General features: G+C 76.0%; 10 protein-coding genes. 6 read left to right on the top strand and 4 right to left on the bottom strand.

The genetic code is table 11. The features are described 5' to 3' along the window. The first annotated feature begins 65 nt into the window (after positions 1-65). The 4 genes from ITJ40_RS01120 to ITJ40_RS01105 are packed head-to-tail and all read left to right on the top strand — an operon-like array spanning position 66 to position 5237. Positions 66-884 (top strand): thioesterase II family protein, encoded by an 819-nt coding sequence (locus tag ITJ40_RS01120; RefSeq protein ID WP_194665235.1) that lies wholly within the window; start codon positions 66-68, stop codon positions 882-884. Next, positions 881-1681, top strand: a complete 801-nt coding sequence (locus ITJ40_RS01115) for a class I SAM-dependent methyltransferase (protein WP_194665233.1) — start codon at positions 881-883, stop codon at positions 1679-1681. The genes ITJ40_RS01120 and ITJ40_RS01115 overlap by 4 nt, the downstream gene beginning before the upstream one ends. Continuing rightward, the gene (locus ITJ40_RS01110) at positions 1678-3495 is read left to right on the top strand and encodes an ABC transporter ATP-binding protein (protein WP_194665231.1); all 1818 of its coding nucleotides are present in this window, start codon (positions 1678-1680) and stop codon (positions 3493-3495) included. The genes ITJ40_RS01115 and ITJ40_RS01110 overlap by 4 nt, the downstream gene beginning before the upstream one ends. Further along, positions 3495-5237: an ABC transporter ATP-binding protein gene (locus tag ITJ40_RS01105; RefSeq protein WP_194665229.1), complete on the top strand. Its 1743-nt coding sequence runs from the start codon at positions 3495-3497 to the stop codon at positions 5235-5237. Before ITJ40_RS01110 ends, ITJ40_RS01105 begins: the two co-directional genes overlap by 1 nt. Here ITJ40_RS01105 and ITJ40_RS01100 read toward each other — a convergent pair. From ITJ40_RS01100 to ITJ40_RS01090, 3 genes are read right to left on the bottom strand one after another with little or no spacing between them, the layout of a single operon-like run. After that, positions 5171-6016 (bottom strand): GNAT family N-acetyltransferase, encoded by an 846-nt coding sequence (locus ITJ40_RS01100; protein WP_370531958.1) that lies wholly within the window; start codon positions 6014-6016, stop codon positions 5171-5173. The two genes, ITJ40_RS01105 and ITJ40_RS01100, sit on opposite strands and share 67 nt — an antisense overlap. After that, positions 6013-7218, bottom strand: a complete 1206-nt coding sequence (locus tag ITJ40_RS01095) for a dipeptidase (protein ID WP_194665227.1) — start codon at positions 7216-7218, stop codon at positions 6013-6015. The genes ITJ40_RS01100 and ITJ40_RS01095 overlap by 4 nt, the downstream gene beginning before the upstream one ends. 7 nt (positions 7219-7225) lie before the next feature. Further along, a complete protein-coding gene (locus ITJ40_RS01090) occupies positions 7226-8230 on the bottom strand; it encodes an aldo/keto reductase (RefSeq protein WP_194665225.1) in 1005 nt (334 codons plus the stop codon). A 116-nt stretch (positions 8231-8346) separates the two neighbouring features. Between ITJ40_RS01090 and ITJ40_RS01085 the strand changes: the two genes are divergently transcribed. Both ITJ40_RS01085 and ITJ40_RS01080 read left to right on the top strand, forming a co-directional pair. Beyond that, entirely contained in the window at positions 8347-8697 is a 351-nt protein-coding gene (locus ITJ40_RS01085) for a hypothetical protein (protein ID WP_194665223.1), read from the top strand. Between the two features lie 84 nt (positions 8698-8781). Beyond that, entirely contained in the window at positions 8782-10965 is a 2184-nt protein-coding gene (locus ITJ40_RS01080; RefSeq protein ID WP_194665221.1) for an alpha-galactosidase, read from the top strand. Between the two features lie 67 nt (positions 10966-11032). Here the strand turns inward: ITJ40_RS01080 and ITJ40_RS01075 are convergent, their stop codons facing one another. Further along, a complete protein-coding gene (locus tag ITJ40_RS01075) occupies positions 11033-13225 on the bottom strand; it encodes an AAA family ATPase (protein WP_194665219.1) in 2193 nt (730 codons plus the stop codon). Positions 13226-13247 lie beyond the last annotated feature (22 nt).

The raw sequence follows: 13247 nt of genomic DNA, 5'->3' as shown, positions 1-13247 counted from the left end.
TCGCGCATGGTTCTCAATAAGCGCTACGCTCCTCCCGACCACCCACCGCTGCGAGGAGCCGCACCATGATCGAGACCCCGCGCGACGAGGGCGGCTGGCTGCGGCGCATCGCGGCGGCGCCCGACGCCCGCATCCGCCTGGTCTGCCTGCCGCACGCGGGCGCCGCGGCGTCCGCGTACCGCGGCTGGGCGCCGTTCGCGCCGCGGGGCGTCGAGGTCCTCGCGGTGCAGTACCCGGGCCGCGGGGACCGCTACGGCGACGCCGTGAGCCGCGATCTCGACACGCTCGCCGCCGACGTCGCGGCGGCCGTCGACGCGATGCCGGGCCGCCTGCCCGTCGTGCTCTTCGGGCACAGCATGGGCGCCCTCGTCGCCTACGAGACCGCGCGCGTCCTCGCCGCGCGCGGCCGCCCCGCCGTCCGGCTCGTCGTGTCGGGACGCCGCGCGCCGACCGTGCGGTGGGGCGGCACCCTGCACCGGCAGGACGACGCCGCGCTCCTCGCCGACCTCGAGCGGCACGGCGGGACCGCGCCCGAGCTCCTCGCCGACGACGACATGCGGCGCACCGTGCTCGCCTGCCTGCGCGACGACTACCGGCTCGTGGAGACGCACCGCACCGCGCCGGGACCCGGGCCCGGCTGCCCCGTGAGCGTGTTCAGCGGCGACGCGGATCCCGAGCTGCACCCCGCCGAGGCCGAGGCCTGGCACCGGCTGGGCGACGACGACGGCCGCACCGCGGGGGCGGGGACCGGCGACGGCCTCCGCGTGTTCCGCGGCGGGCACTTCTACCTGGCCGAGCGGCCGGCGGAGGTGGTGGAGGCGATCGTGTCCCTGCTGGATCCCGCGCTCGCGTTCCCGGCCGCGGCGGAGTCGATGTTCCCGTGACGCTCGACCTCCAGGACTACTCGCCGGGCGCGGAGTTCTACGACCTCGTGGCCCGGCGCCACACGGAGGCGCTCGCGGGCGTGCTCGCCGAGGCGCTGGCGGGCGCCCCGGCGGGCGCGGCAGCCGGTGCCTCCGCCGGGGCCGCCGCCGATGCCGACGCCGACCCCGACGCCGATGCCGACCCCGGCACCGTCGTGGAGCTCGGCGCGGGCACCGGCCGCGTCACGCGCCTGCTCGCCGACCTCGTCCCCGGCGCGCCGATCCTCGCCGCCGAGCCCTCCCCCGTGATGCGCGCCGTCCTGCGCAGCCGCGTGCACGAGGATCCCGCGCTCCGCGACCGGGTCACCATCCGCCCCGAGACGGCGCAGGAGCTCCCGCTGCCCGACCGGATCCGCGCGGTGGTGCTCATCGGCGTCGCCGGCCACCTCGGGGGCGACGACCGCGCCGAGCTCTGGCGCCGCTGCCTCGCGCGCCTGGTGCCCGGCGGCGTGGTCGTCGTCGACCTCATGGGGACGAGCGCGCGCTCGCTCCCGCCGACGCGCCTCCTGCGCGAGCGCATCGGCACCCAGACCTACGAGTGGTGGACCACGGCCGAGCCCGGCCGCGACGGCGCCACCCGCTTCACCACCCGCTGGCTCGTGCTCGACGGCGCGAGGACGGTACGCGAGGTCCGAGGAGGATACGAATGGCACAGCCTGGACCAGGCGACGCTCGCCCGGGAGGCGGGCCGGTCGTGGACCGTGCTCCGCGGCGGGGCCGAGGAGGCGGCGACCGAGGTCGCGGTGCTCCGCCCGTGACGGAGCCGACGGACGCCGCCGACGCGGCCGACACCGCCCACGCGACCGAGGCGCCCGCGACGGTGGCCGGCGTCGTCCGGGCGGTCCGCGGCCGGCTGGCGACGGCCGTGCTGGTGCAGGCCGTCGCCTCCGCGAGCGGTCTCGCGGCCGTGGTGGCGGTCGCCGAGATCGGCCGGGCCGCGGTCGCCGACCCCGGCGGTCCCCCGGCGTGGGGCGCCGTGGCGCTCGCCGCCGTCGCGGGCCTCGCCGGCCTCCTGCTCTCCGCGGCCGCCGACACGCTCACGCACCTCGCGGACGCCGACCTCCAGCTCGACCTCCGGCGCCGGATCGTCGCGCGGCTCGGCCGCGTCCCGCTCTCCTGGTTCGACGACCACGACGCCGGCCGGGTGCGCCAGGCCGTGCAGCAGGACGTGGCGGCGCTGCACGCGCTCGTCGCGCACACGTTGCTCGACGTCACGCGGCTCGTCGTCGTCACCGTCGCCTCGCTCGTCTACCTGCTCGCGCTCGACGTGCCGCTCGCGCTCGTGTGCCTCCTGCCGCTCGTCGCGGGCGTCGTCCTCTTCGCGCGGGCGATGGCGGGCGCCATGTCGTCCATGGCCGAGTACGGGCGCGCGTCGGCCGAGATCGCGGGCAGCGTGGTGGAGTTCGCGGACGGGATCCAGGTGGTGCGCTCCTTCGGCCGGCCCGGCCGCGCGCACGCCCGCTACCTGCGCGCGGTCGACGCCTTCGCGGCGTTCTTCGGCGCCTGGGTCGCGCGCACGACCGCGGCCACGACCGCGTCGTGGCTGACCGTCTCCCCGATCGGCGTGCTCGCCCTCGTCGTGCCGGTCGGCGGCGCGATGGTCGCGTCCGGCGCGCTGCCCGCCGCGGACCTCGCGCCGTTCCTCCTCCTCGCGCCCGCGATGGCGGCCCCCGCCGGCGTCATCGGCCCGCGCGCCCAGGCCATCCGGGGTGCCGTGGACGCGGCGGCCTCCGTCGACGAGGTGCTGCGCGCGCCCGTCGAGCCGGACGTCGCCGAGCCCCGCGAACCCGACGCCCGCCGCGGCCCGGGCCTCGTGCTCCGCGGCGTCTGCTTCTCCTACGACGGCGAGCGCGACGCGCTCCGGGACGTCGACCTCGACCTGCCGCCGGGATCCGTGACGGCCGTCGTCGGTCCCTCCGGCTCCGGCAAGTCCACGCTCGCGGCCCTCGTCGCCCGCCTGCGCCTGCCCACCCGGGGCACCCTGGAGCTCGGCGGCGTGGACGTGCGCGACGCGACGCCCGCCGCCTGGCACGCGCAGGTGGGCTGCGTGCTGCAGGACACGGTGCTGCTGCGCGACACCGCCCTCGAGAACCTCCGGCTGGGGCGTCCGGACGCGCCGCTCGAGGAGGTGCGCGCGGCCGCGCGGATCGCCCAGGTCGACGACGTCGTCGCGGCGCTCCCGGACGGCTACGACACCGTGCTGGATCCGCGCGGCGGCCTCTCCGGCGGCGAGGCCCAGCGCATCGCCCTCGCCCGCGCGCTCGTCGCCGACTGCCCGGTGCTGGTGCTCGACGAGCCGATGGCGCACGCCGACCCGGGCACGGCCCGGCGCATGCAGCGCGCCCTCACGCTGGCGACCCGCGACCGGACCGTGCTGGTCGTCGCGCACCGGCTGGAGACGGTGGAGCACGCCGATCTCATCGTCGTGATGGAGCAGGGCCGCGTGGCGGAGCAGGGCACGCACGCCGAGCTCCTGGCCCGCGACGGCCTGTACGCGCGGCTCCTCCGCGCGAGCGCACCCGCGACGACCACCACGAGCACGACCACCGACATCCCCGGGGAGGACCGCTGATGCGCGCGATCGACGACGTCAGGCGGACGCTGGGGCCGGACGGGGAGCGGGAGCTGCGGCCGGTCGTGGCGCGGATGGTCGCGGCCGCCCTCCTGCACGGCGCCGCGATCGTGACCCTGGTGCCCGTGCTCGAGCGCCTCTTCGGCCCGGATCCGTCGTCCGCGTGGCCGTGGATCGCCCTGTTCCTGCTCCTCGCCGCCGCCCACCTCGCCGTGCAGGCGCGGGCGCAGGCGGCCGCGTTCGGCGCGGGTGTCCGGGCGGCGAACGCGCTGCACCACCGCATCGGCGGCCACGTCGTGCGCCTCCCGCTGGCCTGGTTCGACGCCACCCACCGGGCGGAGCTGACGGCCGCCGCGGGCGGCAGCGTGCTCGCGTCGATGGGGGTGCCGGCCTACCTGCTGCGGCCGCTCATCACGGCGACCGTCGTGCCGGCGGTCATCGCGGTCGCGCTCCTGGTGCTCGATCCCCCGCTCGGCCTCGCCCTGCTCGTGCTCGCGCCCGTGCTCGTGCTGGCGCTCCGCGTCGGCGGCCGGATCGCGGCGCGCGCCGACGCCGCGCGCGCCGCGGCGGACACGGGGATCGGCGAGCGCGTCGTGGAGTTCGCGCAGGCGCAGCACGTGCTGCGGGCGCACGGGCGCACCGGGCGCGACGCGGGCCTCGTCGACGCGATCCTCGTGCGGCACCGCGCCGCGTCCCGCGCGCTCATCGGCCGCACCGTCGCGGGGCTGGTCGCGTTCGGCGGCGTGCTGCGCGGCGTGCTCGTCGTGGCCCTCGTCCTCGCGGTCGACCGCGTCGGAGGCGGCCCCGTCGACGCCGGCCGCACGGTCGCGACGCTCGTGCTCGTCTTCCACGCCGCGGATCTCGTGGGGCAGGGCGCGGAGCTCGCGGTCGGCGTGCGCGCGGCGCGGCGCGACCTCGGGGCCGTGGCCGGGATCCTCGACGCGGCCCCCATCCCCGAGCGGCCGCCCGGCACGACCCGCGTGCCCGTCGGCGCCGACGTGGCGCTCGACGGCGTGTCCTTCTCCTACCCGGGATCCCGCGCGGAGGCCGTCTCCGGCCTCGACGCGACGCTGCCCGCCGGCCGCATGACGGCGCTCGTGGGCCCGTCCGGATCCGGCAAGACCACCGTCGCCCGGCTCCTCGCCCGCGACGCCGACGTGACCGGCGGGGCCGTGCGCATCGGCGGGATGGACGTCCGCGACATGGCGCTGGCCGATGTGGCGGCCTCCGTGTCGACCGTCTTCCAGGACGTCCACCTGCTCGCGGGGACGCTCGGGGACAACGTGCGGCTCGCGGATCCGGACGCGGACGACGCCGCCGTCACCCACGCGCTCCGCCTCGCGGGCCTCCCGCTCGGCGACGGCCTCGACCTCGACACGCCCGTGGGCGAGGGCGGCAGCCAGCTGTCGGGAGGCCAGCGGCAGCGCGTGTCCATCGCCCGCGTGCTCCTCGCGGACACGCCCGTCGTGGTGCTCGACGAGGCCACGGCGGCGCTCGACGCCGAGAGCGCCGCGGCCGTCGCGGAGGCGATCCGGCTCCTCCGCGGACGCCGGACCCTGCTCGTGATCGCGCACCGGCTCGACACGGTGCGGAGCGCCGACGAGATCCTCGTGCTCGACGGCGGCCGTCTCGTGCAGCGCGGCACGCACGACGCGCTCGCCGCGGAGCCGGGCGTCTACGCCGGGTTCCTCGCCGACCTCGTCGCGTCGGACGGCTGGCGGGTGCGGGCCCAGTACTCGTAGCGCGACGCGGGCCGGAAGCCGAGCCCGTCGTACAGGGCGCGGGCGCCCTCGTTCTCGGCCACGACCTGCAGCCAGAGCGCGGTGATCCCCCGGTCGCGCCCGGCGTCCACCGCGGCCCCCATCACCGCGCGGGACAGGCCCCGGCGTCGCGCCTCGGGGCGCGTCGCGACGGCGAAGAGGCCGCCCCAGCTCCCGACGAGCGCGAGCCGGGCGGTGGCGAGCACGCGGTCGCCGTCGCGCACGGCGGCGTGGACGGACGGGCCGCGCTCGAGGATCCGGCGCGCGACGTCGAGCTCCGCGGATCCGCCGCGCCCGTCCACGCTCCACCACGCGTCGAGCCAGGCCTCGTCGGGCGCGTCCGCGACCGTGATGCGGAGCGCGGGATCCGCGGGTGCCGCGTCCGCGAGGCGCTCCGCCACGTCCGCCGCGTCCGCCACCTGCACGAGCGTGCGCGCCTCCGCGACGTAGCCGCGGGCCGCCAGCCGCGCCGGCAGGTCGGCGGGCTCCGATGCGGGCGACACCTGCACGCACGCGTCGATGCCGTGGGCGCGCGCGAACGCCTCGACCGCGTCGAGCGCGGCCTCCGGATCGGCGACGGGGCCGACCGGGAGCGCCGAGTTGGCGCGCTTCGTCACGCCGCCCGCGGCGCGCAGGATCCAGCCGCCGTGCCGCTCGCGGTGCTCCGCGGGCCAGCCGCGGTCGGCGAGGTCGTCGAGCAGGGCGGCCGCGGCGCGCGGATCCAGCGCGGCCACGGCGGCGACGGATGCGGGAGCGCTCACGCCAGCGCCCCCGCGTCCGCCGCCCCGCGCGACACCTCGTCGTCCGCGTCGGCCGCCCGCAGCACGCGCAGCGCGTTGCCGCCCGCGAGCGCCTTCAGGTCGTCGTCCGACCAGCCGCGCTCGGCGAGCGCGCCGATGAGCGCCGGGTAGCGCGACACGTCCTCGAGCCCGTCTGGCGTGCGGTCGACGCCGTCGTAGTCGCCGCCGAGGCCCACGTGCCGGGGTCCGGCGACCTCGCGGATCCGCTCCACGTGCCGCACGACGTCGGCGAGCGTCGCGCGCGGCCGCTCCCCGGGCCGGCGGGCGGCGACGGCCTGCACGCCCTCGTGGTCGCGCGTGTCCACGCCCTCCGCCACGGCGAGCGCGAGCGTCTCGTCGTGCCAGGCGGCGACCGCGGGCGACACGAACTGCGGCACGAACGTCGCCATGCAGACGCCGTCGTTCGCGGGCAGCGACTCCAGCACGTCGTCGGGCACGTTGCGCGGCACGTCGCACGCGGCGCGCGCCCCGGAGTGGCTGAACAGCACGGGCCGCCGGGCGATCCGCAGCGCCTGCCGCATCACGTCGGCCGACACGTGCGAGAGGTCGACGAGCATGCCGATCCGCTCCATCTCGGCCACGACGCGCTCGCCCGCCGGGCTCAGCCCGTGGTGCACGGGCGCGTCGGTGGCGGAGTCGGCCCACGCGACGTTCGCGTTGTGCGTGAGCGTCATGTACCGCACGCCGAGCGCGCGCATGGTCCGCAGCGCGCCGAGGGATCCGCCGATCGAGTGGCCGCCCTCCATGCCCATCAGCGACGCGATGCGTCCGGACGCGACGACGCGCTCGACGTCGTCCGCGGTCACGGCGAGCGCGAGCCGGTCCGGGTGCGCGGCGACGAGGCGGCGCACCACGTCGATCTGCTCGATGGTCGAGCGCACGGGATCGACGCCGGGCAGGTCGGGCACCCACACCGACCAGAACTGCGCCGCCACCCGTCCGCGCGCGAGGCGCGGCAGGTCGGTGTGCAGGCCCGGCACGGCGTCCTCCACCGCGAGGCGCGCGATCACGTCGTCGCCGACGGACGCGCTCGGCCCGCCCTCCCGCACGGCGCGCTCGCGGAGCGCCCAGGCGAGGTCGTCGTGGCCGTCGACGACGCCCTGCGCGTCGAGGATCCGGCCAACACGGTCGGCGGTGTCGGAGGGGGCGGGCGCGTCCGTCATCCGCGGATCAGCGCCCGGTGCCGTCGACCGCGAACGGCTCGATGGCCGCCAGCTCGTCGTCGGTGAGCGCCGGGGAGCCGGCCGCGGCGACGTTCTGCTCCAGCTGCTCCACGCTCGACGCGCCGATGAGCGCGCTCGTGATCCCCGGGTGCCGCAGCACCCACGACAGCGCCAGCTGCGCGAGCGTCTGCCCGCGCCCCTCGGCGACCGCCTGCAGGCCGCGCGCCCGCTCCAGGTAGACGGACGAGACGGCGGACTCGTCGAGGAACCCGCTGGTCGCGGCGCGCGAGTCGGCGGGGATGGATCCGGACAGGTACCGGTCGGTGAGCAGCCCCTGCGCGAGCGGCGAGTACACGATGCACCCGGATCCGGCCTCCTCGAGCACGGGCAGCAGCCCGCCCTCGACGTGCCGGTTGAACATCGAGTAGCTCGGCTGGTGGATGGTCAGCGGCACCTGGTGCTCGGCGAGCGCCGCGACCGCGCGCTCGGTCTGCTCGGGCGAGTAGTTGCTGATGCCGGCGTAGAGCGCCTTGCCCTGGTGCACCGCGGTCGCGAGCGCGCCCATGGTCTCCTCGATGGGCGTCTCCGGATCCGGGCGATGCGAGTAGAAGACGTCGACGTACTCGAGGCCCATGCGCCCGAGGCTCTGGTCGAGCGACGCGAGCATCGACTTCCGGGATCCCCACTCGCCGTAGGGGCCGTCCCACATGAGGTAGCCGGCCTTGGAGGAGATGACGATCTCGTCGCGGTACGGGCGGAGGTCCTCCGCGAGGATCCGGCCGAACGCGGTCTCGGCGCTCCCGGGGGGCGGGCCGTAGTTGTTCGCGAGGTCGAAGTGGGTGATGCCGAGGTCGAACGCGCGGCGGACGATGGCGCGCTGGGTGTCGATCGGGCGGGCGGTGCCGAAGTTGTGCCAGAGGCCCAGCGACAGCTCGGGGAGCTTGAGCCCGCTGCGGCCGGAGCGGCGGTACGGCATGGACGAGTAGCGATCGGGATGAGCGACGTAGGTCATCCGCCGAGCGTACCGAGGGCGCGCGACCGGCCCCGCGCGCACGGCGGACCCTCCTCCGGCTGTCCGCCCGCGACAACCCCCTAGGCGGTCGGCCGTGGAGGGCCTTCACTGAGAGCGTGCACACCATCCACTACGCCGACAGGCGCTACCTGACGGGCGAGGACATCGCCCGGGCCGTCGTCGAGTGCGCGCAGGCGCTCGCCCGGGAGGGCATGGCGGCGGCGACCGTGACGGTGCCCGTCTGGCTGCCCGAGGGCGGCGTGGGCGAGGTCGCGATCCTCATCGGCCCGGCCAGCCAGATCGTGGTCGAGCCGGCCGGCCCCTCGGAGGACGAGCTGCGCGACCCGGAGGCCGTCGAGCGGATCCGCGCGATCTCCGTCCGCGCCCGCCAGTCGCAGTCGGGCACGAGCGTGAGCGCCGATCGCCAGGACGGCATGTCCGTCCCCGGGCTCGAGGACCTCGACTGACGGCACGCCCGCCGCCCGGCGCGCGCACCCCCGCGGACCCGGGAGGATGGAGGCATCCCACCCGCATCGACGCGAGGAGCCCCCATGCCCGACACCGCCGTCCCGTCCGCCCTCCTCCACCTCCGGGCGTCCGGCGTCTCGCTGGTGCTCGACCTCACGGAGGGCCGCCTGCCGGCCGTCGTGCACTGGGGCGCCGACCTCGGCGAGACGACCGCGGACGACCTCGCGACCCTGGCGCTCGCGGCCGTCGAGCCGATCGCGGGCAGCGTCGCCGACGACCCCATCCGCCTCGCGATCCTCCCCGAGGCCCACACGTCGTGGACCGGCAAGCCCGGCCTCGAGGGCCACCGCGACGGCGCCGACTGGTCGCCGCTGTTCCGCGTCACCGCGGCGACCGTCGACGGCGATCCGCTCCCCGCCGGCGTCGACGGCCGTCCAGGAGCAGCGTCCGCCGGCCCCGCGCTCGTGCACGTCGACGCGGTCGACGAGGTCGCGGGCCTGGGCCTCGCGCTCGACATCGAGCTGCTCGCGTCCGGCCTCGTCCGCACGCGCGCCGAGGTCACGAACCTGGGCGAGGGGACCTACTCCGTCGGCGGCGTCACGCTCGCGCTGCCGCTCCCGGCCGAGGCCCGCGAGATCCTCGACTTCGCCGGGCGCTGGGGTCTCGAGCGCACGCCGCAGCGCCGCGAGCTCGTGGTCGGGATCCACGAGCGCGAGGGCCGCAAGGGCCGCACCGGCCCCGACGCCGCGACGCTCCTCTCCGTCGGCACGCCGGGCTTCGGCTTCCGGCAGGGCGAGGTCCGCGGCGTCCACGTCGCGTTCAGCGGCAACCACCGCCACTACGCCGAGCGCCTCTCCACCGGCCGCCAGGTGATCGGCGGCGGCGAGCTGCTGCTGCCCGGCGAGGTGCGCCTCGCGCAGGGCGAGGCCTACGCGAGCCCGTGGGTCTACGCCGCGTACGGCCACGGCCTCGACGACCAGGCCGCCCGCTTCCACCGCCACCTGCGTGCCCGCGACACGCACCCGCGCCGCGATCGGCCCATGACGATCAACGTGTGGGAGGCCGTCTACTTCGACCACGACCTCGCGCGCCTGACCGACCTCGCGGATCGCGCCGCGGCCCTCGGCGTCGAGCGCTACGTGCTCGACGACGGCTGGTTCCGCCACCGCCGCGACGACCACGCGGGCCTCGGCGACTGGTACGTCGACGAGGACGTCTGGCCGGACGGCCTCGGCCCGATCATCGACCACGTCACGGGCCTCGGCATGGAGTTCGGCATCTGGTTCGAGCCCGAGATGGTCAACGAGGACTCCGACGTCGCGCGCGCCCACCCGGAGTGGATCATGGCCACCGGCCACCGCCTCCCCGTGCGCGCCCGCGACCAGCAGGTGCTCGACCTCGCGATCCCCGAGGCGTACGACCACGTGCTCGAGCGGATGACGGCGATCCTGTCCGAGAACGACATCGCCTACATCAAGTGGGACCACAACCGCGACCTCGTCGACGCCGGCATCGCGCCGCGCGGCGAGGCGGGCGTGCACCTGCAGACGCTCGCCGCGTACCGCCTCATGGACGAGCTGAAGGCCCGCTTCCCCGGCCTCGAGATCGAGTCGTGCTCGTCGGGCGGGTCCCGCGTCGACCTCGGCGTGCTCGAGCGCACCGACCGCGTGTGGGTCTCCGACTGCATCGACCCTCTCGACCGCCAGCAGATGATGCGCTGGACCATGCAGCTCCTCCCGCCGGAGCTGCTCGGATCGCACATCGCGTCCGGCGTCAGCCACACCACCGGCCGCGCGCACCGCCTGGCGTTCCGCGCGGGCTCGGCGCTCTTCGGCCACCTCGGCATCGAGTGGGACCTGGCGCAGGCCACCGACGAGGAGAACGCGGACCTCGCCGCGTGGATCGCCCTCTACAAGGAGGAGCGCGCGCTGATGCACACGGGCACGGTCGTCCGCGCGGACGAGAGCGACCCGACCCTGCTGGTCTACGGCGCGGTCGCATCGGACGCCGCTTCCGCGCTGTTCTTCCTCGCCTCCATCGGCCGCTCCGAGGTCTCCCCGCGCGGCCGGTTCCTGCTGCCTGGCCTGGATCCCGTGCGCCGCTACCGCGTGGAGCCGGTGCGCGTCGGCACCCCCGAGCCGGGCTTCACGGCGCCCGCCTGGTGGGACGGCGTCGAGCTGACCGGCCGCGCGCTGGCCGCCTCGGGCCTGCACGCGCCGCTGATGCTGCCCGAGTCGATCGCGATCCTGCGGGTGACGGCGGTCTGATCCCGGCCGGACACGACGACGGCCCGCCGCGCGTCCCGGGAGGGGCGCGCGACGGGCCGCACGGGGATCAGGCGCCGGGCGCCTGGTCCTCCGGCTCGTCGCTCCACGCGCGGCTGACGGTGAGGCCGTCGCCGTCGGGCGCGAGGTCGACCCGCACCGCGTCGCCGTCGCGGATGTCGCCCGCGAGCAGCTCGCGCGCGAGGCGGTCGTCGATCTCGCGCTGCATGAGTCGGCGCAGCGGCCGGGCGCCGTAGAGCGGGTCGTGGCCGCGCTCGGCGAGCCAGCGGCGCGCGTCGGGTGTGACGCCGAGCGTGAGCCGGCGGTCGGAGAGCCGCACGCCGAGCCGGTCGATGTAGAGCTCCACGATCTGCGCGAGGTCGTCCATCGAGAGCGTCTGGAACACCACGATGTCGTCGAGCCGGTTCACGAACTCCGGCTTGAACGTCTGGCGCACGAGCTGCTGCACCGCCTGCTCGCGCTGGTCGAGCGGCAGCGTGGCGTCGCTGATGAACTGCGAGCCGAGGTTGCTGGTGAGCACGAGGATCACGTTGCGGAAGTCGACCGTGCGGCCCTGGCCGTCGGTGAGCCGGCCGTCGTCGAGCACCTGGAGCAGCACGTCGAACACCTCGGGGTGCGCCTTCTCGACCTCGTCGAGCAGCACCACCGAGTACGGGCGGCGCCGCACGGCCTCGGTGAGCTGGCCGCCCTGCTCGTAGCCGACGTACCCGGGAGGCGCGCCCACCAGGCGCGAGACGGCGAACTTCTCGCCGTACTCGCTCATGTCGATGCGCACCATGGCCTTCTCGTCGTCGAACAGGAACTCGGCGAGCGCCTTCGCCAGCTCCGTCTTGCCGACGCCCGTGGGACCGAGGAACAGGAAGGATCCCGTGGGCCGGCCCGGGTCGGAGATGCCGGCGCGCGTGCGGCGCACCGCGTCGGCGACGGCACGCACGGCCTGCTTCTGCCCGATGAGCCGCTTGCCCAGCTCCTGCTCGAGGTGCAGCAGCTTCTCGGTCTCGCCCTGGAGCAGCCGGCCTACGGGGATCCCCGTCCACGCCGCGACGACCGCCGCCACGTCCTCGGCGGTCACCTGCTCGTTCACCATGCGGTCCTCGGCCGACGGCACCGACTCGGCGGCCTCCGCCTGGGCGACCTCGCGCTCGATCACAGGGATCTCCCCGTAGAGCAGGCGCGACGCCTTCTCGAGGTTCCCCTCGCGCTGGGCCCGCTCGGCGCGGATCCGCAGCTCGTTGAGCTCGTCCTTCAGCTTGCCGACGCGGTTGACGCTCGCGCGCTCCGCCTCCCAGCGCCGCTGCAGCTCGCCGAGGGTCTGCTCGCGCGCGGCGACGTCCTCGCGCAGCTTCTCCAGCCGCGCCTTCGACGCCTCGTCCTTCTCGCGCTTGAGGGCGAGCTCCTCGAGCCGCATCCGGTCGACCGCGCGCCGCAGCTCGTCGATCTCCACGGGCGACGAGTCGATCTCCATCCGCAGCCGCGACGCGGCCTCGTCGATGAGGTCGATGGCCTTGTCGGGCAGCTGCCGGGCGGGGATGTAGCGGTTGGAGAGCGATGCGGCCGCGACGAGCGCCGCGTCCGTGATGGGCACCTGGTGGTGCGCCTCGTACCTGCCCTTGAGCCCGCGCAGGATCGCGACCGTGTCCTCGACGCTCGGCTCGCCGACGTACACCTGCTGGAAGCGGCGCTCGAGCGCGGCGTCCTTCTCGATGTACTGGCGGTACTCGTCGAGCGTGGTGGCACCGATGAGGCGCAGCTCGCCGCGCGCGAGCATGGGCTTCAGCATGTTGGACGCCGCGACGGATCCCTCGCCGCCACCCGCGCCCATGAGCGTGTGCAGCTCGTCGACGAACGTGATGATCTCGCCGTCGGCGTCGTCGATCTCCTTGAGGACCGCCTTCAGCCGCTCCTCGAACTCGCCGCGGTACTTGGCGCCCGCGACGAGCGCCGCGAGATCCAGCGACACGAGCTGCTTGCCCTTGAGCGAGTCGGCCACGTCGCCCGCGACGATGCGCTGGGCGAGCCCCTCGACCACGGCGGTCTTGCCGACGCCGGGCTCGCCGATGAGCACCGGGTTGTTCTTGGTGCGCCGCGTGAGCACCTGGCTGATGCGCCGGATCTCCGCGTCGCGTCCGATGACCGGGTCGAGCTTGCCGCTCTTCGCGATCTCGGTCAGGTTCACCCCGTACTGCTCGAGCGCGGTCTTCGCGTTCTCGTCGGTGGCGGGTGCGCCCTGCATGTTGGCCACTGCGTTCCCCTCTGTCGTACTT

Source organism: Clavibacter sp. VKM Ac-2872 (assembly GCF_015351105.1).
Taxonomy (GTDB): Bacteria; Actinomycetota; Actinomycetes; order Actinomycetales; family Microbacteriaceae; genus Clavibacter.
This window is presented reverse-complemented; position numbering and strand designations above follow the sequence as displayed.

What these genes read in the sequence shown, in the direction of transcription:
- ITJ40_RS01095 (WP_194665227.1), bottom strand. Translation starts at nt 7,218, where the DNA reads ATGACGGACGCGCCCGCCCCCTCCGACACCGCCGACCGTGTTGGCCGG.
- ITJ40_RS01105 (WP_194665229.1), top strand. Translation starts at nt 3,495, where the DNA reads ATGCGCGCGATCGACGACGTCAGGCGGACGCTGGGGCCGGACGGGGAG.
- ITJ40_RS01120 (WP_194665235.1), top strand. Translation starts at nt 66, where the DNA reads ATGATCGAGACCCCGCGCGACGAGGGCGGCTGGCTGCGGCGCATCGCG.
- ITJ40_RS01080 (WP_194665221.1), top strand. Translation starts at nt 8,782, where the DNA reads ATGCCCGACACCGCCGTCCCGTCCGCCCTCCTCCACCTCCGGGCGTCC.
- ITJ40_RS01090 (WP_194665225.1), bottom strand. Translation starts at nt 8,230, where the DNA reads ATGACCTACGTCGCTCATCCCGATCGCTACTCGTCCATGCCGTACCGC.